The organism is Pseudomonas putida (assembly GCF_028682455.1).
In the GTDB taxonomy this organism is placed as follows: Bacteria; Pseudomonadota; Gammaproteobacteria; order Pseudomonadales; family Pseudomonadaceae; genus Aquipseudomonas; species Aquipseudomonas putida_AA.
Map to the genome: position 1 here is coordinate 519,838 of NZ_JANHLD010000001.1, position 21,244 is coordinate 541,081.

Below are 21,244 nucleotides of genomic sequence, written 5' to 3' on the forward strand. Positions count from 1 at the left end.
CATGGCGGTAAAAATCGAGTACGTCGTGGCCGATGGTTGCATTCAGGACGGCAGCAAGACCTACAAAAAGGGCGAAACCTACCCGTCGACCAATAAGGAGATCCTTGAACTGCTGGTCGATGAAGGCAAAATCGCGCCTCGCGGGAAGCTTCCAGCCAAGGACGAACAAGACGACGGTGAGTGATCATGGCCTTCCGTGACCAGACGGCTGTGATGGACGCGCAGTTGCTGGAGGTTCTCGGCGATGAAGCGATGATCGATGGGCGCGCAGAGCCGGTGCCGGGGTTTTTCTCGGCACCGTGGCTGCAACCTAAGGTCGGTGGCATCAACACTGGCCTGCGCGAACCAACCTTCGCTGTGCGGATCGCACATGCTAATGGCATCAAGGAAGGCCAGCACCTGGTCGTCCAGCTTGCTCCAGAGGATGGTGGCGGACGCTACATCATCACCAAGCGGGCGCCGGACGGTACTGGCTGGATCAACCTGACCCTGCGGGAGATTCGATGAACGTTGGCAGCTATCACAAGCAATCGTCCAGCTCAGGGCTCCTCACGCTTCAGGTTGATCAGTCGGACCTGAAGGCTTTCGCTGATTTTGCTGCATTGGTCCCCAAGGCCGCGATTGCGGCCCAGCGTCGAGCCATCAACAAGACCCTACGTTGGTTGCGCACGTATATCGCGCGTGAGGTAAGCCAGCAAGAGCGTGTTGCGGTTGGCGCAGTGCGGCAGCGCTTGCGTGCTTACTCAGTTGGCAGCAATGGCCAGGGCAAGCTGTGGTTCGGCATCAACCCGATTGAAGCTAGTCGCGCTGGCCGGCCTCGGCAGACGCGTGCTGGTGTGTCGGTGGGGAATCGCCGCTATCAAGGGGCGTTTTTCAAGAAGGTTTACGGCGGGCAACCCGATATCTGGATTCGCACTGCAAGCAAGCACTTCAAGCGCAGCGACTATCCCGCCAGTGAGGTGTCTGGAGCGGGAGGGGCCAGCTCGGGTTGGATCTCGGAAAATGACAGTCGGTATCCGTTAGCCAAGGCCAAGATCTCCTTGGATGACGTGCGCCCGCACTTTGAAAAGTGGGTGCGCCAGGCTGATCAGCATTTGCTGAAGGTGCTGCACCAGGAGCTGAACTTTGAACTACAGAAGTACCTTCGAGGATCCGTCCGTGTCTGAACCTGAATTCAGTCTTGAGTTGTTGTATCGCGCCATCGAGGAGCACATTGCGCAGGCGATCCCCGGACTGACCTGTGTGTGCACCATGCCGCATATGGCCGAGCAAGTGGATTTGCCGGCGGCCGTAATCGAGCTTGTCGAGTTTGAACCTGGCCAAGACCAGGGCACCGGGGAGACACCGCTTATCGCACGGTTTGAGGTGCGCTTTATCGTTGGCAGCGAGGATGTTGAATGCCATCAGAAGGTGGCATTCGCAGCCTCGCAAATGGCGGTGCTGCTGCGGATGCAACATTGGGGTTTGGCAGTCGGGCAGGCGCAGTTCGTGCGCTCCTCTCAGGATTGGACTCGGCCTGAACTGGATAGCTGCGCGGTGTGGGTCGTTGAATGGACTCAGGACATTTACCTCGGTGAGGAAGAGTGGCCGTGGCCCAATCAACCGCCTAGCAAGCTGGTGTGGGGCTTCAGCCCTGACACCGGCCCCGGGAGTGAACAGCACTATCAATCGCCGGAGGCAATGGCATGAGCGCAGCAAGCGCGGCCCATGACCGCATGCTGGCAGGCCTGATCATTCCTTGTCGGGTGGTGGCGGTCGACCTGGCTGCCGCCAAGGTTCGCGTTTCCGACGGCGCTGGCTGGACAAGCGCCTGGGTGCGTTGGCACAGCCAGGCGGCCGGTAAGGCCCGGCACTGGCGAGCGCCAAGCCTGGACGAGCAGGGTGCGTTGATCAGTCCGAGCGGGGAGCCAGCGCAGGGCACGTTTGTACTGGGACTCTACGGCAACGCTGGGGCCCAGCCGGATAACCGCGATCACGTCGAGGTATGGCGTTTCGATGATGGCGGCTCGCTGGTCTACGACTGGCAGGCCAAAACCTACACCATCGACCTGCCCGGCGGCACCGTCAGTATCAAGGTCGGCAGCACCGAGGCGGTGTTGACGGATGACGCGATCACGGCCAAGTCGGGGGCGGCTACCGTTGAGGCGGCCAGCATCACCCTGACAGGCCAGGTGCAGATCAACGGAACGTTACGCGTAACGGGCGATATTCTCGGTGGCGCCAGAATCATCGACACCGCCGGTAACACGGCAAACCACAAGCACTGAGGAAAGAATGATCGAAACCATAACTTTAGGCCCGATCAGTGGGTTTGATCGCTTCCAAATTTCCAATATGGTCGATAGGCAGATCAGTCAGGAGTTCGACTATCACCGCATGCTTTCTTTCTGGAAGCGGCTGATGGCGGGTGACAATGAGCCAGAGGAAATTGCCCAAGGTCTTTGCATCGCCCTGAGTCTCGGGCGCTACGTCCGCAAAGAGGGCGCAGGAATCCGCAACGTCAGTATTCAGGTGTTCGGCGAGGTCGACCCCAAGGAAATTGCCAAGGCCGTAAGCGGAGCTATCACAGGCTCGACGTATACGGGCGCTTAGTTCCGCTATCCAATTCACCCCAGCCCGCCCTGTGCGGGCTTTTTCATGCCTGGAGAACAAACATGGCTACCCCCAAGAAAACCGCCGATGCCGCTGAGACAGCGGCGCAAGTGACCTTTCGCGATACGGCCTACACCTCCCGCGTGCTGATCCTGACCAAGGGTCGCCAGTTGCCGGTCGAGCGTGGCCTGGTGACGGTGGCGGCGGATGACGCCGAGGCGCTGCAGTTCCTGCAGGCTCACCCGGATCTGAAACCGCTGCAGGAGTAACCCACCATGATCGGACTGGACCGCCGCACCGGGCAGCCCATTGCCGGCCTGGCGCACCTGCGACAGTCCATTGAAGACATTCTGACCACGCCGCTGGGCAGCCGGCGGATGCGGCCGGAGTACGGTAGCCACCTGCGCCGTTATGTTGACCTGCCGGTCAATGAGGGCTGGAAAAGCGCGGTTCAAGCCGAAGTGGCTCGCGCCCTGGGGCGCTGGGAGCCGCGATTGAAGTTGGAGCGGGTGCGGGTCACGGCGGTGGTCGGTGGCCAGATCAAGCTGCAGCTGACGGGCCAGTACCTGGCACAGGCAACCACCCTGGAGGTTCGTGCATGATTGATCTGTCCCTGTTGCCACCGCCTGAGGTGGTGGAAACGCTGGAGTTTGAAACGCTGTATCAGGAGGTGCTGGCCGACTTTCGCCTGCAGATGGGCGACCAGTGGACCGCGCTGTTGGAGTCCGACCCTATCGTCAAGTTGCTGGAGGTGGCAGCCTTTCAAAAGATGCTCGGCCGGGCCCGAGTCAATGACGCGGCCAAGTCCAGCCTGTTGGCCTACGCCCGGGGCACCGATCTGGACAACCGTGCGGCCGACTATGGTGTGCAGCGGCTGACCCTAATCCCGGCCGACCCTGACGCGGTGCCGCCAGTGGCGGCGGTGATGGAGGGTGACGAAGCGTTGCGTTACCGCACGCGGTTGTCACTAGAGGCACTGTCGGTTGCCGGCAGCCGGGGCGCCTATGAGTTTCACGGGCTGAGCGCGTCGGCCAGCGTGGCCAGTGTCTCCGTCGATTCGCCGACGTTCAAGGGCGTGCCGGTCCCAGCAGCGCTGCAGGCGCAGTTGCCGGCCGGGGCGATTGTGCTGGTCTGCGACTACGCCGCCGGCCTCGACAACCCGTTGCCGGGCGACGTGTCGCTGGCGGTGCTGCCACGCCTTGACAGCCCGGTACCGGGCGCCGAGGTGGTGGCCGGCGTGCAGGCGGCACTGTCGGCCGAGGATGTGCGGCCGCTGACGGATCGCCCCCGCGCTCAGCTCGGCCAGCCCACTGCGTTCAACGTGGCGGCGGTGCTGGAGCTGGACGCCGGGCCCGATCCGGCGGTGGTCAAGGCCGCGTCACGGGCCAGTCTCGATGCCGCTCTGGCGGCAGCGCGGCGGCTGGAGGGGCAGTTGCCGTTGTCGGCGATCTATGCCGCGTTACACGTAACGGGCGTGCGTCGGGTGCGGTTGACCCAGCCGCTGGCCGATGTGACCAGCGACAAGCGTCATTACCCCAGTTGCAGCAGCGTCACGCTGGCCACTGAGGTGATTGCATGAGTCTGTTACCGCATAACGCCACCGATCTGGAGCAGGCGCTGGTGGTTGCCTGCGACCTGGGTATCGACCCGGAGGTGATCCGGGGGGTGGCCGACTCGGCACGCTGCCCGCCGAACTTCCTGCCCTGGCTGGCCTGGGCCATGAAGGTCGAAGGCTGGGATGCGGCAGATAGCGAGGACCAGCAGCGGGCCTTGATACGGGAGGCGATCCCGATTCACAAGACCAAGGGCACCGTAGGCGCTGTGCGCCGGGTGCTCAAGGCGGTGCGGGTCAATTCGGAATACAAGGAATGGCACCAGATCCCAGGTGCCGCGCCGTACACGTTCCAGTTGACCGCCTGGGCCAACCACAACCGACCCGGCGAAGGCTCGATTCTGTCGCCGCAGCTGTACGCCCGATTGCGCGCCCTGGTCGACGCGGCCAAGAACGAGCGTAGCCACTATGACTTTCGCCTGGGCGCCGGCTTCGATGGCGGTTTGCGCCTGGGCAACGCCGCTCAGCTGCGCACCGTGTATCGCCGTTCGGTGGATGCCCTGGGCGTGCCGCTCGATCCGGCCCTGCAGGGCTTGCAGCTGGGCAACGCTATTAACCTGCGCTGTGTGGTTCGACGGTCCGTCGAGGCGCAGGGCATTCCGATCAACGCTGAACAGGGCCTGCAGATCGCTAACGCGGTACGGCTCCGCATTGTCGTGCGCGGCACGATGGAGGCTGTTCTATGAGTATCCCTTTGCAACCCCTCATCACCAAGGCCGGCTTGGCCGCAATCTGGCGAGCCGACAACACTGGCGTGTCGGCTGAGATTACCCACGTCGTCCTGGGCTCGGCGGGCTACACCCCGCGAACCGACCAGAAAAGCCTGCAGGCGCAAGTCGCCAAGTACCCCATTGCCGGCGGGGAGCGCCTGAGTAGCACGCAAATTCATCTGACCGCTGTCGCCGATGATGATCGTGCGTACTGGGTCCGCGAAATCGGCTTTCTGCTGAGTGACGGCACCTTGTTGGCGGTGTGGTCGCACCCCACCGAGGCGCTGACCTACAAGCCTGCCGATGCAGACTTTGTGCTGGCCTATGACGTGTCGCTGGCCGCGCTGCCGGCTGACAGCGTGATCATCAACAGCGTACCTGGTGGGCTCAACCTGACCTTGGCGGGGCCGTTGGCAGCCCAGGCATCGGCCCTGATCGCCGAACAGCTGCGCGGTCTGCAGCAGCAAGACCAGATCATCGATCAGGCCGCCCAGCAACGTATCGCAGGCGAACAGATCGCCAATCTGATGTCGCGCATGAAATCCGTCGAGAAGCGCCAGGCCGAAGACCGCGACGGCCTGCTAAGTGCTGCGGTTTCTAACGCGGCTGGGCTGATTGCCCTGCAAACCCTTGTTGTCCAACACATCCATGGAGCATAAGACAATATGAGTCTTGAAACCGACGTTGCCAATTTGGTAACCAAAACCACTCAGTTGGTTGACTACTTCAACGGCAAAAAGACTGGCATTGATGCTGCGGTTGCTGCTGCCATCGCGGCAGTTCCGATCAACAAGAAAGTTTACTGTGTGCATCCTTTGCTCGGCCTCGACACCAACGACGGCACCATTGACCGTCCGCTCAAGACCATCGAAAAGGCAATCTCCAATACCCCGGTAGGTGGCGTTTGCAGTATTCGGCTGATGGCCGACTACAACATGGCACCGAACGTTATCTCCGTGGAAGGTGTCGCGGTTGAATTGCGCTCCGACATTATCGGGACTCGCCGCATTGTGCGACCTACCTACTTCAAGGAAGAGACGGCCGGGGCGACGGTGATCAGTTGCTTCTCGGCAAACATCGGCGCGCAGTTCTGTGTGCGCAACATTTCTTTCGAGCTTCCAAGTGCGAATAACCAGAACCCTGCTCCCACTGGCGGCAACAATGCGCTGATCAAGGCAAATACCACATCACCGGCACCTGTGCTGGCGGTCAAGATGATTGACTGCGATGTGATCGATCTACCGGGTGCTACCGCCAACTTGCTCTGGTCATCGGTATCGCCGGTGATCCTGGGGGTTGTTGGCACGTCGTTCCCGGTAGGGTTTGCCGGCCGCTATATGTCAGGCGTTGCCGCTGGAACCCAATCCCATACTGTGCCATTCGTGAGCACAAACCTGCCTACTTTGTAAGGAAAAAGCGCAATGCAAACTCAAAGTCTGATTGTGGTTTACGACGGTCGAAACTATGTCGGTTACGACTATATGGCGCTGCCGTTGGGGGCTGCCCTGGCAGTTGCCACCCAGCAAATCGAGCAATGCGCGGACCAATCGCGCAGTGCGGTATTGGGCGACCCTCTGCGCGCCGTTGAATACCGCCTGACGGCAGATGAAGCCGAACGCTTCGCCGCTGCAGATTACGCTGGCCCAGTGCCGCCAACTGTTCAAGCCTGGATGGATGCGGCCGGCCTGGAGGCTCAGACCGCCACTGACGACATTCTTACCGAGGCCCGCGCCTGGAAGGCGGCAATCTACGCAATTCGCGCCGAGCGGCTGAAGGGCAAGCAGGCGGTGCTCAAGGCGACCAGTCACGCCGAAGCCGAACGCCTGGCCGATGCTGCCATTACTGCCATCCGCACTTGCATCGTCGGTGTCGGCAACGCCGCCTGACCCGCCTCCCTCAACGTCAACCCAAGGCCGCCGAGTGCGGTTTTTTTGTGCCTGGAGTAAGCATTTTGAATCGAACCAACTGGCAGCACGCCCTGGCGGGCTTGCTCATCATGGCCCAGGTCTGGGGTTTTATGGCGCTGTTCGGCGTACCGTCCGGGCAGTGGGTCGGCGCCGCTGCTGGCGTCTTCTTCTTCCTGGGCCGGGAGTACACCCACGGCGAGCGCAAGCTGGCCCATGACCTGGCCCTGCACCTGAGTCACCTGCGCTGGTACGACGGTTTGCGCATCTGGCGTTGGAGTCCAGATGGGCGCCTCGATCTGCTGTTTCCCCTGGTTGCCTGCCTGCTGGCCGCACTGGTGGTGCCGCTGCTGCTCTGATCGGCTCCGACCACCTGCAGCCACACCTGGGGCGCCTTCTTCCTTTCTGGCCGCGTACGTCGCGGCCTTGTGCTTTCTGGAGTTTCACATGCCATCAGCTGGTTTCTTTCACGGCGTTACCGTAACGAACGTCGACACCGGCGCGCGCAACATCGCGCTGCCTTCCTCTTCGATCATTGGCTTGGTCGACACCTTCACCGAGGGCGCGAACGCCACGGCCAAGGCCGGCGACCTGGTGCTGATCACCAACGACAGCGAAGCGATTGCCGCCTTCGGTCCTGATTCGGCCATGACCAAGTCTTGCCTGGCGATCTTTACCCGCGCCAAAGCGGTGATCGTCGCCAGTGGCGTGGCCAAGGCCGTCGACGCGGCTGCGCAGACGTCCTCGATCGTTGGTGGCGTCCAGGTCGGTGGCAAGCGTACCGGCCTGCAGGCGCTGCTCGATGGCAAGAGCCGGTTCAACGCTCAGCCGCGGCTGATCATCGCGCCCAAGCACAGCGCTACCCAAGCGGTGGCCACCGCGATCGATGCACTGGCCGGCAAGCTGCGCGCGATCGGCATCATCGACGGGCCAGGCACGACCGACGAAGCGGCCACCACCTACGCCGGGCTCTTTGGTTCCAAGCGCCTGTTCATGGTCGATCCGGGTGTGCAGGTGTGGGACACCATCACCAGCAAGACCGTGGATGCGCCGGCGTCGGCCTGGGCGGCGGGTCTGTTCGCCTACACCGACAGCGAATACGGCTTTTGGGCGTCGCCGTCGAACAAGGAGTTTGTCGGCATCACCGGCACCGGCCGTGCCATCGAGTATCTGGACGGCGACCCGAGCTGCCGGGCCAACCTGCTCAACAACGCCAACATTGCCACCATCATCCGTGATGACGGCTTTCGCTTGTGGGGCAACCGCACGCTGAGCACCGACCCGAAGTGGGCGTTCGTTACTCGCGTGCGGACGATGGATATCGTCATGGACGCGATCCTGTACGGCCACAAGTGGGCGGTCGACCGCTCGATCACCGCGACCTACGTCAAGGACGTGACCGAGGGCCTGCAGGCGTTCATGCGCGACCTCAAGAACCAAGGCGCAATCATCAACTTCGAGGTCTACGCCGACCCCGTGCTCAACACGTCCAGCCAGCTGGAGCAGGGCAAGGTGTATTGGAACATCCGATTCACCGACGTGCCGCCGGCCGAAAACCCCATTTTCCTCGTCGAGGTCACCAACCAATGGCTGACCGAAGTCGTCGACACCGCCGCTTAAGGAGCGCACCCCATGGCAATGATTCCCGAAACCCTGGCCAACCTGAACCTGTTTGTCGACGGCGTGAGCTTCCAGGGCGATGTACCCAGCCTGACCTTGCCCAAACTCACGCTCAAGACCGAGGAACACCGCGCCGGCGGCATGGATGTCCCGGTGGAGCTGGATATGGGCATGGAAAAGCAGGAGGCCGGCTTTGTCACTACCGGCGTACGCCGCGAGTCGCTGAAGTTTTTCGGCCAGGCCGATGGCACCGCGTTCAACGGCACGTTCCGTGGTGCCTTCAAGGGCCTGAAGGGCGAAATCACACCGGTGGTTGTCACCCTGCGCGGCTCGTTGAAAGAGGTCGACATGGGCGATTGGAAGCCCGGCGACAAGGCTGAAATTAAGCACAACGTCGCGGTGACCTATTACAAGCTGGAGGTTAAAGGCCAGCTGATCTACGAAATCGACCCGATTGGCATGAAGCGCGTCATTAACGGTGTCGACCAACTTTCTGCCCAACGTTCGGCCCTTGGCCTGTAAGGAGACTCCCCATGAGCAATGCAATCAAGATCCCATCGTTCCTGAAGCTGACTGCCGACGCCGTGATCGTCACGCTGACCAAGCCCACCGAAGCCAATGGCGTGCAGGTCGACAAGCTGTGCTTGCGTGCGCCGACGGTGCGCGACATTCGCGCCGCCCAGCAGACCGCCGGCGGCGATGACGAGCAACGCGAAATGAACCTGTTCGCTTCTCTGGCCGAGGTCGGGCCCAAGGATCTGGAGGGCCTGACCCTCAAGGACTATGCCCGCGTGCAGGCCGGCTATTTTCGCCTGGTGCAAGACGACGAGCTTTGACCCCGCCCTGCAGAAGCTGGCAGCCAAGCGACTGGCTGCCGAACTGAATTTTTCTGCTGAAGAGATCATGACCATGTCTTACAGCGACATGGTCTGGTGGCTCACGGATTGAGCCCGCACTTAAGGGGGAGTCATGGCGAACAAACTGTCGTTAGGGCTGGTCATCGGCGGTGCTGTCAGTTCGTCGGTAGGGGCGGCCTTCAATACGGTGACCAGCGGCATCAGGAAGCTGGAGCAGCAGGGCAACAAGGCCAAGGTGTTGAAGAGCACCATCGGCGAAACCATTCGCCTGCGCGAGGAGTGGAAGAAAGCGCACGACAGCGGCGCGGCCTCGGCGGCCGGGTTGCTGCGCAAACTGGACGGTAACCTGGAAAGTCTGCGCAAGCAGGGTGTCGAAGTAGGGCGACTGAACCGCGAGTATCAACGCCTGGGCCGTGCCGCCAAGTCGGCCGATCTGCAGATCAAGGGACATCAGCAGATCGAGCAGGGCAAGGCCGGGATGAAGTCGAGCGTTGGCCAGGCAGTGGTCGGCGTGGGCGCGCTGGGTGTGGCGGGCAAGATCAGCGCGGACTATCAGGCGATCATCCGTGACATTGCGATTAAGGCGAACGTAGCCAACAAGCCGGAAGAAGTGCAGATGACCCGCACTGTCATCCAGACTTCGCAAGATACCGGCATGGCGCGCAACGACGTGGCCGACCTGGTCAACCAACTGGTTGGCGCCGGTATGGAGCTGGACAAGGCGTTGGCTTATGCGCCGACGGCGGCCAAGTTCGCCATTGGCCAGGGAGCCAGCGGCGTCGACACGGCCAGCATGATTCAGGCGCTCGAGCAGAACGCCAAGATCACTGACCCCAAGGTCATGCAACAAGCCCTGGAGGCTATCGCCCTGCAGGGCCAGGCGGGCAGCTTTGAAGCCGCCGACATGGCCAAGTGGTTTCCGCAGTTGTTGGCGGGCATGGAGAAAAACGGCAGCACCGGCATGGATGCGGTTAGCTCGCTGGGTGCGATGCTGCAGGTACAGATGAAGACGGCCGGCGGCTCGGACGAGGCGGCCAACAACCTCAAGAACTGGATGGAAAAGATCGGTTCCGGGGAGGTGGTCAAGGCTTACGCGGATGCCGGTATCGACTACCAGGCGTCGCTGAACTCGGGCATTCAAAAGGGCATGTCGACGCTTGAGTCCAGTTTTGCCCTGGCCATGAAGTACATCCAGGCCACGGACCCGGCCAAGGCCGCGAAGATGGCCGAAGCCCAGGCCAACATCAGCAAGCAAACCGACCCTGAGAAAGCCAAGGCGATGCTTAACGCCCTGGAGCAGTCCCTGCGCACCGGCGATATCTTCGCCGATATGCAGGTCAAGGCGGCACTGACGGCCTATGCGGCCAACCGTGGTCTGTATGAGCAGCTGAAAAACGACTCGAAGAATGCGGCAGGCATTCTTGACAAGAACCTGGCCGAGCGCCGCGAATCCTCGGCGCAGATGTGGGCCGAGACGGGGCAGGCGGTTAATGACGCCATGCGCAGTATCGGCGATGCCATTCGCCCGGCGACTGACCTGGTGGCCAAGGGCATCAAGGCGGTGGCACAAGGGTTGACCAACCTGTCGGATGGCTCGCAGATAGTAGTGCTGGGGCTTGCCGCCGCCGGTGCTGGGTTTGTGGCACTGAAGACGATTCTGAGCGGCCTCAAGATCGCTCGAGGCGTGGCCAACATCGGACGGGGCGTGATGCTTGGGCGTGCTGGCTCCAAGGGGTTGGGTGACGTTGCGGGCGCTGTGGCAGAGAAAGGCCCGCAAACCGGTATCAAACCCGTGGACGCCGGTATCAAGGTGTTGGGTGGTCTATTGGGGGCCAGCAATGACGACAACGCCGGCAGCAGCAAGGAGCCGCAGCGCGTGTTTGTCGTCAATGCCAACGCCATCGGCGGTCTGGGTGCTGCTGGGCCGGCCCCTGCAGGGTCGCGTCGGTCGCGTCGTCGTCAGCGGCGAGCGGCGGGGCGTGCTACTGCCGTGCCGAAAATGGCTGCCCCTGCAGTTGCACCAGGGCGATTTGCCAAGATGCTTGGCGCTGCAGGCAAGCTGGGTATGGTCGGCCGGGTAATGCCGGGTGGCTCGATACTTGACGCCGGTGTGAAGGCTGTCGACACCTACATGAACGCCGAAACCAAGGAGGACAAAGCCGAAGGCTATGGCGGTGCCGTAGGTGGGCTGGGCGGCGCGCTGGCGGGAGCGGCGACCGGCGCAGCGCTTGGCGCTGTAATCCCGCTAGTTGGTCCCCTTGTTGGTGGCGCCGTCGGTGCGTTCCTCGGTGGAATGGGTGGAGAAAGTCTGGGCGGCCTGTTGGGCAAGAACTGGTTTGGCGGAGAAGACAAACCGGAGGAAGTCGCCGCCGATGAGAGTACGCCAGGGGAGAAGGTGCCGGCGACCCCGCAGGCCAAGGCTGTCGAGGTGGCACCTATGCCGGCAGCCCCGGCACTGCTTGGGCCTCTTGCGCCTCCAGTCGTGGTTGCCATGCCGGCTCCCTTGCCAATGCCATCGCCAGCAGCGGTGCCGGTGCTGGCTGAGAAGCCGCCGGCAGTGTCTTACGACCCACGCGACCCGAACGCCAAAGACCCGTTCATGCTGCCGGCCCTGGCCAGCCAAAAGGTCCGCTTCCCTGGCGCTGAGCTGGCCCGGCCGGATCCGGTCCCGGCGCCGGTGGTGGCTGCAATGCCTGCACCCGTACCAGTGCCTTTGCCGGCAGCGGTACCGATGCAGGCTGAGAGGCTGTCGGCAGAGTCCTACGATCCACGCGACCCGAATGCCAAAGACCCATTCTTGCTGCCGGCGCTGGCCAGCCACAAGTTGCGGTTCCCTGGTGCCGACCTGGTTCGGCCAGAGCCCGCAGCGGCGCCTGCGGTGGCAGCAATGCCGCCGCCAGTGTTCAGCATTCCCCGACCAGGACCAGCCCGAGCGGAACCTGCAGCGTTGGTACCGACAGCCCCGGTGGTGGCCAAGATCATGGATCAAGGCAGTCCGCAGGCGCTGAGCGTTTCGCCTGGCAAACCTCCAAGCAACACCAATGAACTTGGCGATGTGGTGCGTTCCCTGGTCGCGGCAGTGCCATCGGCGGCGGCTTTGCCGGTACCGCCCAAGGTAGTTGAGCAGCGCAAGCCCGAGGCGCCAAAGGTCGACCAGCAGTTCAGCTTCTCCCCAAGCATCGAGGTGACGGTGAATGGGGACGTGAAAGATCCTGCTCAGTTAGCCAATGAACTTGCTCCGCACCTGCAGCGGCAGTTTGAGGAATACAGCCGCCAGGCGCTGAACCGTCAATTGCTTGATGCACCGCATGCATAAGGAGGGGAAATGCCCTACATGGAACAGATGGAGTCCGGTTTGAAGTCCCTGGTGCAAGCCGGGGAGGCCGGCCGGCAGGGGCTCGACGGCATGCTGGGCCCCATGAATGGTGCTATCGGCGACATTACCGGCGCCGCGTCGGAGCTGGAAAGTATCCCGTTCGTGGGTCCGGAAGTCGGCGCCAAGCTGCAGCGCACCATGCGTGGCATCAATCTGGCGCAGTCCAAGGTGGGCGAGGTTGCTGCCATGTATGGCCAGGCCACCTCGGGAATGTCCCAGATCCAGTCGCGCATGGGCACGCTCAAGGAGCAATCGGCCCGGGCGGGGATGCGATCAACAAAGTGGTGGGCAAGCTGAGCCCATCGCTGGCAAACGTGGTGTCGACGTCGAGTTTTTCGCCGTTGGCGACCCCGGCTGCCGAGTCGGTCACGCCGTTCCCGCACCTGCTCATCATTCGGCCACTGCGGCCGGATGCTCGGCCGTATTACTTCAACCTCAACACGGCGGCGTTCGATGAGTTACGCAGGCAGACCGCGTTTCGCTGGGCTGGCCAGGAGCGCTTGAGCCGCAGTATTGCCCAGCAGGCCATCGGCCAGGGCGAGGACAAGCTGAGCCTCAAGGGCGCGATCTTTCCTGGCTTCAAGGGCGGGCTCAAGCAACTGGATACCCTGCGCAGTATCGGCAGGGCTCTGGAGCCGCTGAGTCTGATCACAGGCTATGGCGAGGTGCTGGGCAGCTGGTGCTTGCTCAGTCTGGACGAAGAACAGAGCCATCTGCTCGCCGGTGGTATCCCGCGTAAACAGTCCTTCAGCCTGGAGTTTGTGAGCTATGGCGGCGACCTGCAGAACGTCTGACGGAGATTTGCTTGATGTGATCTGTCAGCACCATTACGGACACCTCAACGGTACGGTAGAGGCGGTGCTCGAGGCCAATCCCGACCTGGCAAGGCAGGCGCAGCCGTACCGCGCCGGCCTGGTGTTTCACCTGCCGGACCTACCGGCGCCAACCGATGCGCTGGTGCAGTTGTGGGATTGATCCCGCATTACGCATAACGATGAAGCCCCGCCCCGTGCGGGGTTTCGCTTTTCTGGAGTCCCATGCATGAAACCCACTTTTCGCATCGTCGCGGACGGCAGAGACATCTCCGCGATGATCAACGACCGGCTGTTGTTGCTGCGCACAAGTGACAAGCCGGGGATGGAGTCCGACGAGTTTGAGCTGCGCATCGATGACCGTGATCAGGCGGTGGTGCTGCCGCGTCGCGGCGCCAACATCGAAGTGTTCCTGGGCTATGCCAGCCAGGCTTTGACCCGCTTGGGCCGTTACACGGTGGATGAGGTCGAGCTGTCGGGCCCACCTGACAGCCTGGTCATTCGCGGTAAGGCCAGTGACATGCGCGGTAGCGGCAAGACTACGCGCAGCGGTAGTTGGGAAGGCGTGGCCCTGCAGCAGATCGTGCATGACATCGCGGCTCGCAATGGCTGGGAGCCGGTCTGCCCGGTGGCCAGCAAGGTGCCCCGCGTCGACCAGCTCAATGAGTCGGACTTTAACTTCATCACCCGCTTGGCCAAGCAGTATGACTGCACCGCTAAGGTCGGCGACGGCAAGTTGTTGGTGCTGCCGCGTCAGGCTGGGCAGAGCGCAAGTGGCAAGGCCCTGGGCACCGTCACCATCACCCGCCAGGACGTGAGCCGCTATCAGTTCCGGGTCAGTGACAAGACCACCCACAAGGGCGTGCAGACCAAGCATCAGGACGAGAAGTCGGGCGAACTGAAAGTGGTCGACCTCGATAACGACGAGTCTCCCAACGGCCTGCCGCCGGTGCATACCGACCGTCATATCTACCCAAACAAGACTGCCGCCGAACAGGCCGGCAAGGCGCGCTTGGCCGCATTCAATCGGAGCACCGCCGGTGTACGCCTGGAAATGGCCGGCCGCACGGATCTGTTTGCCGAGCGCCTGGTTAATGCCCAGGGCTTCAAAGCCGGTCTCGATGGCGAGTACCTGGTGGATTCGGTCGAGCAGGTGTTCACCCAGTCCGGCTGGACCACGACCGTCGAATGCAACGGCGGCAAGAAGGGCAAAGCCAAGGCCGGCGACAAGAAGAGTAAAGAAACCAAAGAACTCAAGACCATGGACCTACAACCCTAACTATTACTGGAGAATCCTGATGTCTATCACTGCGCAGCAATTGCTGCAGATCCTTCCCAACGCCGGCCGCCAAGCCGGCGTTTTTGTTCCTGGCCTCAATGCCACGATGGGCAAGTACGGAATCATCACTAGCTTGCGCATGGCCGCCTTCATTGCCCAAATCGGCCATGAATCCGGCCAGTTCCGCTACGTCCGCGAGCTGGGTGGTGATGCGTACCTGAGCAAATACGACACCGGCAAGCTAGCCCAGCGACTGGGTAACACCCCTGAGGCTGACGGCGACGGGCAGAAGTATCGCGGTCGCGGCCTGATTCAGGTGACCGGCCGTGACAACTATCAGGCCTGCAGCGAGGCCTTGTTCGGCGACAGCCGTTTGCTCAACATGCCTGAGCTCCTCGAGCAGCCGGTCTATGCTGCGATGTCGGCGGGCTGGTTCTGGCATCGCGCTGGGCTCAATACTTTGGCCGACCAGGGCGACTTCGAAACGATCACCCGCCGTATCAATGGTGGGCTCAATGGTTGGCTAGACCGGCAGAAGCTTTACAGCCGCGCTTTGGAAGTCCTGCAATGAGTTCTCTCGGTTGGCGGGAGGTAGCCTTTGTCCTGTTGCTCGGGGTATACGCCGGTGCCCGAGGCGCCTGGTCGTGGCAGGCCAACCACTACGAAAAGGAGCTGGCCGACCAAGCCAGTGCTTACACCACCGAGCGAGAGCTTGCCGCCACAGCGGTGAACGATTGGCAGGAGGCTGAACAAGCCCGGCGTCGAGCGCTGGAGGAACGCCTGCAGGCAAATGATCAGATCCACTACCAGGAGTTGCGCGATGCCCAACAGACTCAAGCCCGCTTGCGTGACCGCCTTGCTACTGCTGATCTGCGGCTGTCAGTCCTACTCGCCGCCCCCGCCCAGGGTAGTGGCGGTGGGATGCCAGCCGCCACCGGCAGCGGCTGCGTGGTTCATGGAACCCTACGAGCCGACCTTGACCCAACGCATGCTCGACGAATTGTCAGCATCACCGATTACGGCGACCAAGGACTAATTGCACTCAAGGCCTGCCAGGCTTACATCCGGCAGATCCTTTATTGATACGGTCGGAGTCCAGTGACTCCGACTTTTTACATCTACAATCATTCGCTTAGTTTCAACTCCAAAGGCAACTCTTTGTGTGATTTTGGAGTGTAGTTGTAGAAGTCGGAGTAATATCCACCTGCTTCATCTTTCCCTTTAATGGATATTTCAACGGATATATTTGAAAGTTTCAGGTTTGGTGTAATTTCGCGCTTGTAAATTAATGTTTTGGTCTCGCCGGGGTTGATTGTAAATTCCTCGGAGCTCCAGTAATTTTTGGGGACGCTAAATTTTTCCCTTAATGATTGTTTTGCGTCTTCCGAGTTGTCTCCGTATACCGTGATTTGGGTAATTTCGCGGTAGTATTTTATGTCAATGCCACTTATGGATGCTTCAATTTTTTGCGGGTTCTTTTCCGTGTTAGTGACATGCACGGGGAAGTATATCATTTTGTCTTTGACGTATAGGGGTCAACCGTGATGGGAAGTTTCTGATCAAAAAACGGCAATTTAGACGCGATGTAGTTATCTGAAATAATGCTTGGTAAAAAGCCTTGTTGATAAATACCGTGATATCTTGCTTTGAAAAATGTCTGGTGTAGGTTTTGACCAGACCATGTTGCATACCCACCAAGCGCAAAAAGGCCAATAACAAAAGATAAGCTTAAAACTGCTGGGCCTAAACTGGGCCAGACATTTTCTGCTCCCCAAAAAGATCGTCCGCGTGTGTCCTCTGACTTTATCGTAGGGAGGTTTTTTTTATTTATCTTGTTGTGGCCTTTTACAAAAACCATTAGGGATAGTTTTTCTTTGGGAGCAAGCCTATCAATTTTTATAATATTTTTTTCATATGAAATGCCTGATTGGCTTTGTGAGATTACTTGACAGAAAGTGGTTGCGGGGAAAATTATTTCGATGCCTTTTTCTTTGTCCTTGCCCTTGTTAAATACTGTAATGGAGGCTGTGTATCCCTCTACATTGATGTCGTGGCAGTCAAGTATTTGTTCTGCGGCAAGATAGAGTTGGCGGACGCGTAGCGTGGAAAGGATTTTGTTGGAGAACATGGTTATCATTAATGTAATTATCGCCTTGATTGCTATATCGCTCATGAGTGGTCTGCTTTGGCACAGCCTTTATTTGTTGTGTGTGATGTGTGGTGTAAATAAAAATATTACCATTGCGCAGTTTTCGTTGCTGCCTGCCCGGAGTCGAAATTTATAGTTTCAGCCGGTGTGCGCATGACCAAGACTACAAAATCGTGGATGATATGAACAGGTTCAATGCGCACATCAAGGTGGTCGACTGGAACAAATCGCTGTCACCAAAAGTTTCACAGTCTTCGCATAGAGCGAACGAATCACGTCACGTGGGGTAATAATTGAACGGCGAGTACCTCACTCGGTCCCGCAATATTCATCACTTCGTTAAATTTTTCCCCTCGAAAGCCACATGTGCCAGATCCAGCAATCCCCGGTATGCGCCAGGAATTCTGACAACCTTCAGCACCAGCGTTTAGGGCTACTGAGGGCTACTGGTTGAGTGGGTTCTTGTTTGCTGGCCGATCATTCAACCAGGTGAAAATCTGCTCTGCTGCTGGGGTCGAGGGTCGCTCCCCGGCAGTTGCCTCCTATCATCGGAGCATGCCCAGGGAAGAAAATCAGTCCTTCGACCTCAAAAGCGAACGCGAGAGCTTGCATGGTCACTGGGCGAAGTGATCGGGTGCCAGATTCAAGTTGTCTAATAGCATTAATGGAAACGCCAGATCGAAAGGCCAGTGCTTCGACGGACCACTTCAGTCGCTCTCTGGCTTGCGCGCAGTGGTCGCGGCCAAAGCCAATCGGAAAGTCTTCAATCGAAAGCATTGGCACTCTGTGCGCCTGCTTCCGGATGCGTGCTTGTTCTAAGTCGAAAAGTTCTGCGGTCACCTTGCATTCCTCGCTTTCTGTATGCATATACAGTAAACGAGAATGGGGGATCCGGCCAACCCCTGCGACAGCCATCGAGCAGCACCATGGTTGCGCCACTCGGTATGGGGGCGGTGAGCAGAGCCTTACCCAAGTAACGGCTGATCAGCACCGATTCTGGCGCGCTCGCGCTGTGACGGTTAACCACCACCTCAATCCCTCCCGCTTGGCGGTATGTATGAGGTCCGGTGTCTGGCCATAGACCACCGTCAAGTCGGCAAGGCCGCAATAGGACAGCATGCCCCCGGCTATACGGTCAGTTCCCGCACGAAGGCCAGCAGAGCGTCGGTGTCCGCAGGGCTCAATTCCTCACGCTGCAGAGCGGCAAAGATATGGCCGTGCACTAGACCGATGTCATAGGACAGCTGCTCGGCCGGGGTACGGGTCAAGCTGGCCAGGAGGCCGACTAATGCGCAACGTGGGCTCTCGTCTAAGCCCAGAAGCGCCGACAGCAGTGCAGTAGGCAGGCAGGCCCGGTCGGCTATGTAGTTAGCCTTGATGCGAGCTAATATGGCTTCAGCTTTTGGTTCAATCATCAGAGCCGCTCCATGCAAGGTCAGAGGACCAAGTACGTCGATTGCAGTCTAGTGGGTCAGCGCGATGAGACGTGAACATTCCTTGTGATCGTAAACGAGTCGCCCCTCTCGGGCTAATCACCCACGCAGACGCTCTATCCCCTCTCTGATCGCATCGTCTTGGATGTCCAGCGTCGCTAAGATGACCAGGATATTTTCGTGATCTTGTAGCGAGCTTTTACGGCTGACAGACAATGAAAGCTCCTCTATAGCTGCCCTGATGGCCACCTGATTCAAAAGCAACAGCTCAAGCGTATCAGCTGTAGTTGAGGTTTTTTCATCCATCAGCCTGCACTCTGCGTGGAGAATTCTTAGGGCAAAATTAGGGCAAATCGTAGGCCGTATTGGACCGAAGCGGGCCGCGCGTCTATGACAGATTAGCCGAATTTTCGGGCCTACAGCGACCTACCATGCAGGATGGGCGGGTTCAAATCCCTATCGAGATCGAGGCAGATGCAGGTGCCGGCTCGGCCTCCCAACCCGGGAAATCCCCATGTGCGTTTGCTATGCCGGAATGCAAAAAGGCGCCAAGCCATGATACTTCGGGTCTTGGGCGCCTTTTCCTGTCTTACTACAGCACAATCGGAAAGTGCTACACACTTGCTCAGCACTGCTGGGCTGAATTGTTTTTCAGATCGCCTTCCTAAGCACCCGGTTTATGATCTCCCCGCGCACTATTCTATTGCCTCTATCGTTGCTGGCTTGCAGTGCTGCTTTATAGTAACGCTCTGCATCTGGGTTGCCAGGATCTTTGCCGGTACCTGCCATTTCTACTAGTTCGAAAAAGGACTCTAGAAGATGGCGGGTAGTTACTAGGTCTAGATTGATATTGGTGTTTGATAGTAGCTTATATGTCTCGACAAATAAGGTGAAAAAGTCAGCTTTTTTATATACTCTTGACTTGGGTGGGAAGTTGAGGCGATCTATGAAGGATAGTGTGCGCTCGAAGTTCTTTAGGATTTCGTCTTCATTCGGAATTTCTTCATTAAATTGCTCTAGATAGGTTTCAACTTCGCTGTCGCGGTTAAAGTAAGTCGACATCGTGGTGGCAATCAGGCCCGCGCAATACATGGTGTCATTCATGCGTTTTACGTCGGTGGACGTAAATATCCTGTGCTCTTCGAAAAATTCAAGCTGTGCAATTTTTTCAGCGAATTTTTTGAACTCGCCACCGTAGCGGGCATTATGGATTTCCATCGCGTTCAACCCGTAACTGGTTGAATTGATGCGCTGGAAAACCTGCTTTATCTGATCTATGGTCATGTTTCCTAAGTCGCGTACTACGACTTTATACTCGAGAAATTCGACCTGTTGATCTTCAGAGAGCTTGCTGTAGGGGGGGAGGTCTTTTGGAAGTCTTAGATCCGGGGACCCTTTAAAATACTGGTGTAGGGTGGTGATCCGCTGCTGGCCGTCTACCAACATTTCAGCGCCTTCGCCAGTTTTTGTATCGACTTTGCCAGCGGCGATGTATATTTCGGGGAAGGGGTAACCTTCAAGTACAGTTCGTATGAACTCTACTTTATCCTTGTTTATCCATACCAGCCGTCTTTGGAACTCTGGTTGAGGAATTAGTGTTCCGTTGCCGATTGCAGTCAACAAAACACGTAGGCGTCTGTTGGAAGCTGAAGTGTCCATTATAGTGAATCCTTGCATTGCTCTACACAGATTTTTTGATATTCTTGTAGAAAGTAATTTGAGTGGTAAAGGCCGGCTTTTATGGGGTAGGGGCCGTAGTTTCCGCTCGAGGTTAGACTGTTGAAGAAGTCCCACCAATTTGAAGTGAATTCGAAATATCTGTTGCGTGGTAGCTTATCAGGTCTGATCCAGCCTTCGGATAAGTACCTGAAGAACTCTGAGGATTTCGGCCAATATGCCCCGCCTTTCTTGAAGGCATAGGCTTCGGTCCATACCTTTTCGAAAAGCTTTGTCGATACTACCGCAATATCTATATCCGATTCGTCGCCGAACGCTTCAAACCTACGGCTAGGTTTAATGCTAAACCCCAACTTGCCTGAACCAACCATGATTACGTCATTGTATTCTACATCAAAATGTTCACATACCCTCTCTTTGAGTTGGTAGTGTTGGTTAGCTGTCAATATATGACTTTCTGCTGAAAAAATATATTTTCTGACGATCTGCAAGCTAGAAAGATTGCTGAGATCTTTTTTGAAGTCATCAATCATCTTGTAGAGTCTGCATTTAGATAGGATTCCCGCCCTTGCTTATCCTGCGCTTGCTAGATAGCGTTAAGTGTCCGTAGTGGCATAACGATTTCACGTATAACACTACGTCGCGGGCTTGCACCAGTCGTTTTGTGGGCTGATGCCGACTATTTGCAGTGGTAGCTTCGACTGGATGGTACAAATTTGGTACAACGCTCTGAGTGATGGTCCTCGGCCCTTTAATTACAGGGCTTTCAGGTAAAGCATGCCCAATCCATCATCGGCGCTACGCTGAAGCGACGGGAGGGCTCAGGGCGTGAATTTACGGAAGTTGATGCAGTAGTGGTTGGCATTGGTGCTCGGAATCTGTCGCGGTAAGCCGGCATTCTACCAAGTGCGCGTGGTGTTCGCCCGTCAGTAGTCGCAAAGCCCCTGGCCGGTATGGGCGAGAAGTTCGGTCGTCGGGCGCCAAAAATCGAGAGTGCCGGGTCGGAAGATGAGCTTGGAAATCTGGGCTGTCACAAAAATCTATTTTTGTGCCGTTATCATCCGTGCTCTAAAGGCTGCGAGTGGAGAGCGAGGCCAAATGTTTGTCGAGTCTTTGCAACAAATTCTCACCCACGTGAACCGCGTCGAACATTCCCTCGCCGCCCGCCGCTTAGGATTTTCCTTGGCCCTTCAGACCGCGTATCATTCCTACGGATATTTCTG

The 21,244-nt window shown here is 58.6% G+C and carries 29 protein-coding genes and 1 pseudogene; 23 read left to right on the forward strand and 7 right to left on the reverse strand.

Features of this window, described 5'->3' with window-relative positions:
- The first annotated feature begins 1 nt into the window (after position 1).
- From NPS58_RS02520 to NPS58_RS02630, 23 genes and pseudogenes are all read left to right on the forward strand, one after another.
- Complete coding sequence (locus NPS58_RS02520) at positions 2-184, forward strand: hypothetical protein (RefSeq protein WP_274113217.1); 183 nt, start codon at positions 2-4, stop codon at positions 182-184.
- 2 nt (positions 185-186) lie between these two features.
- Positions 187-507: a head-tail joining protein gene (locus tag NPS58_RS02525; RefSeq protein WP_274113219.1), complete on the forward strand. Its 321-nt coding sequence runs from the start codon at positions 187-189 to the stop codon at positions 505-507.
- Positions 504-1,166: a hypothetical protein gene (locus NPS58_RS02530; RefSeq protein WP_274113221.1), complete on the forward strand. Its 663-nt coding sequence runs from the start codon at positions 504-506 to the stop codon at positions 1,164-1,166. The genes NPS58_RS02525 and NPS58_RS02530 overlap by 4 nt, the downstream gene beginning before the upstream one ends.
- The gene (locus NPS58_RS02535) at positions 1,159-1,689 is read left to right on the forward strand and encodes a hypothetical protein (RefSeq protein WP_274113222.1); all 531 of its coding nucleotides are present in this window, start codon (positions 1,159-1,161) and stop codon (positions 1,687-1,689) included. The genes NPS58_RS02530 and NPS58_RS02535 overlap by 8 nt, the downstream gene beginning before the upstream one ends.
- Entirely contained in the window at positions 1,686-2,267 is a 582-nt protein-coding gene (locus NPS58_RS02540; RefSeq protein WP_274113224.1) for a phage baseplate assembly protein V, read from the forward strand. Before NPS58_RS02535 ends, NPS58_RS02540 begins: the two co-directional genes overlap by 4 nt.
- Before the next feature lie 7 nt (positions 2,268-2,274).
- Positions 2,275-2,592 (forward strand): hypothetical protein, encoded by a 318-nt coding sequence (locus tag NPS58_RS02545; RefSeq protein ID WP_274113226.1) that lies wholly within the window; start codon positions 2,275-2,277, stop codon positions 2,590-2,592.
- Between the two features lie 62 nt (positions 2,593-2,654).
- Entirely contained in the window at positions 2,655-2,861 is a 207-nt protein-coding gene (locus NPS58_RS02550) for a hypothetical protein (RefSeq protein WP_274113228.1), read from the forward strand.
- Between the two features lie 6 nt (positions 2,862-2,867).
- The gene (locus NPS58_RS02555) at positions 2,868-3,194 is read left to right on the forward strand and encodes a GPW/gp25 family protein (protein WP_274113230.1); all 327 of its coding nucleotides are present in this window, start codon (positions 2,868-2,870) and stop codon (positions 3,192-3,194) included.
- The gene (locus NPS58_RS02560) at positions 3,191-4,171 is read left to right on the forward strand and encodes a baseplate assembly protein (RefSeq protein ID WP_274113232.1); all 981 of its coding nucleotides are present in this window, start codon (positions 3,191-3,193) and stop codon (positions 4,169-4,171) included. Before NPS58_RS02555 ends, NPS58_RS02560 begins: the two co-directional genes overlap by 4 nt.
- Positions 4,168-4,890, forward strand: coding sequence for a phage tail protein I (locus tag NPS58_RS02565; RefSeq protein WP_274113234.1), 723 nt, complete (start codon positions 4,168-4,170; stop codon positions 4,888-4,890). The genes NPS58_RS02560 and NPS58_RS02565 overlap by 4 nt, the downstream gene beginning before the upstream one ends.
- On the forward strand, positions 4,887-5,573 hold the full coding sequence (locus tag NPS58_RS02570; RefSeq protein ID WP_274113235.1) for a phage tail protein: 687 nt from the start codon (positions 4,887-4,889) through the stop codon (positions 5,571-5,573). The genes NPS58_RS02565 and NPS58_RS02570 overlap by 4 nt, the downstream gene beginning before the upstream one ends.
- 6 nt (positions 5,574-5,579) lie before the next feature.
- Positions 5,580-6,323: a hypothetical protein gene (locus NPS58_RS02575; protein ID WP_274113237.1), complete on the forward strand. Its 744-nt coding sequence runs from the start codon at positions 5,580-5,582 to the stop codon at positions 6,321-6,323.
- 12 nt (positions 6,324-6,335) lie between these two features.
- On the forward strand, positions 6,336-6,800 hold the full coding sequence (locus NPS58_RS02580; RefSeq protein ID WP_274113239.1) for a hypothetical protein: 465 nt from the start codon (positions 6,336-6,338) through the stop codon (positions 6,798-6,800).
- A 65-nt stretch (positions 6,801-6,865) separates the two neighbouring features.
- Positions 6,866-7,177, forward strand: a complete 312-nt coding sequence (locus NPS58_RS02585) for a hypothetical protein (RefSeq protein ID WP_274113241.1) — start codon at positions 6,866-6,868, stop codon at positions 7,175-7,177.
- An 88-nt stretch (positions 7,178-7,265) separates the two neighbouring features.
- Complete coding sequence (locus NPS58_RS02590) at positions 7,266-8,438, forward strand: phage tail sheath family protein (protein WP_274113243.1); 1,173 nt, start codon at positions 7,266-7,268, stop codon at positions 8,436-8,438.
- A 12-nt stretch (positions 8,439-8,450) separates the two neighbouring features.
- On the forward strand, positions 8,451-8,960 hold the full coding sequence (locus tag NPS58_RS02595; RefSeq protein WP_274113245.1) for a phage major tail tube protein: 510 nt from the start codon (positions 8,451-8,453) through the stop codon (positions 8,958-8,960).
- An 11-nt stretch (positions 8,961-8,971) separates the two neighbouring features.
- Positions 8,972-9,274: a phage tail assembly protein gene (locus NPS58_RS02600; RefSeq protein WP_274113247.1), complete on the forward strand. Its 303-nt coding sequence runs from the start codon at positions 8,972-8,974 to the stop codon at positions 9,272-9,274.
- Positions 9,275-9,407: 133 nt separating this feature from the next.
- Positions 9,408-12,611, forward strand: coding sequence for a phage tail tape measure protein (locus NPS58_RS02605; protein ID WP_274113249.1), 3,204 nt, complete (start codon positions 9,408-9,410; stop codon positions 12,609-12,611).
- Between the two features lie 9 nt (positions 12,612-12,620).
- A pseudogene (locus tag NPS58_RS02610) lies at positions 12,621-13,465 on the forward strand (phage tail protein).
- Positions 13,440-13,646, forward strand: coding sequence for a tail protein X (locus NPS58_RS02615; protein WP_274113251.1), 207 nt, complete (start codon positions 13,440-13,442; stop codon positions 13,644-13,646). The pseudogene NPS58_RS02610 and the gene NPS58_RS02615 overlap by 26 nt, the downstream one beginning before the upstream one ends.
- 66 nt (positions 13,647-13,712) lie before the next feature.
- Entirely contained in the window at positions 13,713-14,762 is a 1,050-nt protein-coding gene (locus NPS58_RS02620) for a phage late control D family protein (RefSeq protein WP_274113253.1), read from the forward strand.
- Between the two features lie 19 nt (positions 14,763-14,781).
- The gene (locus tag NPS58_RS02625) at positions 14,782-15,333 is read left to right on the forward strand and encodes a glycoside hydrolase family 19 protein (protein WP_274113255.1); all 552 of its coding nucleotides are present in this window, start codon (positions 14,782-14,784) and stop codon (positions 15,331-15,333) included.
- Complete coding sequence (locus tag NPS58_RS02630; protein ID WP_274113257.1) at positions 15,330-15,845, forward strand: lysis system i-spanin subunit Rz; 516 nt, start codon at positions 15,330-15,332, stop codon at positions 15,843-15,845. Before NPS58_RS02625 ends, NPS58_RS02630 begins: the two co-directional genes overlap by 4 nt.
- 41 nt (positions 15,846-15,886) lie before the next feature.
- Here the strand turns inward: NPS58_RS02630 and NPS58_RS02635 are convergent, their stop codons facing one another.
- The 7 genes from NPS58_RS02635 to NPS58_RS02665 form a co-directional block, all read right to left on the reverse strand.
- On the reverse strand, positions 15,887-16,261 hold the full coding sequence (locus tag NPS58_RS02635) for a hypothetical protein (protein ID WP_274113259.1): 375 nt from the start codon (positions 16,259-16,261) through the stop codon (positions 15,887-15,889).
- 11 nt (positions 16,262-16,272) lie between these two features.
- Entirely contained in the window at positions 16,273-16,935 is a 663-nt protein-coding gene (locus NPS58_RS02640; RefSeq protein ID WP_274113261.1) for a hypothetical protein, read from the reverse strand.
- A 453-nt stretch (positions 16,936-17,388) separates the two neighbouring features.
- Entirely contained in the window at positions 17,389-17,751 is a 363-nt protein-coding gene (locus tag NPS58_RS02645; RefSeq protein WP_274113263.1) for a helix-turn-helix domain-containing protein, read from the reverse strand.
- 287 nt (positions 17,752-18,038) lie between these two features.
- A complete protein-coding gene (locus NPS58_RS02650; protein ID WP_274113265.1) occupies positions 18,039-18,326 on the reverse strand; it encodes a hypothetical protein in 288 nt (95 codons plus the stop codon).
- Between the two features lie 117 nt (positions 18,327-18,443).
- Positions 18,444-18,650 carry a hypothetical protein gene (locus NPS58_RS02655; RefSeq protein ID WP_274113267.1) on the reverse strand — a complete coding sequence of 69 codons (207 nt, stop codon included), beginning with the start codon at positions 18,648-18,650 and terminating at the stop codon, positions 18,444-18,446.
- A gap of 345 nt (positions 18,651-18,995) precedes the next feature.
- Complete coding sequence (locus tag NPS58_RS02660) at positions 18,996-20,003, reverse strand: DUF262 domain-containing protein (RefSeq protein WP_274113269.1); 1,008 nt, start codon at positions 20,001-20,003, stop codon at positions 18,996-18,998.
- Positions 20,003-20,554, reverse strand: a complete 552-nt coding sequence (locus NPS58_RS02665; RefSeq protein ID WP_274113271.1) for a hypothetical protein — start codon at positions 20,552-20,554, stop codon at positions 20,003-20,005. Before NPS58_RS02665 ends, NPS58_RS02660 begins: the two co-directional genes overlap by 1 nt.
- Positions 20,555-21,244 lie beyond the last annotated feature (690 nt).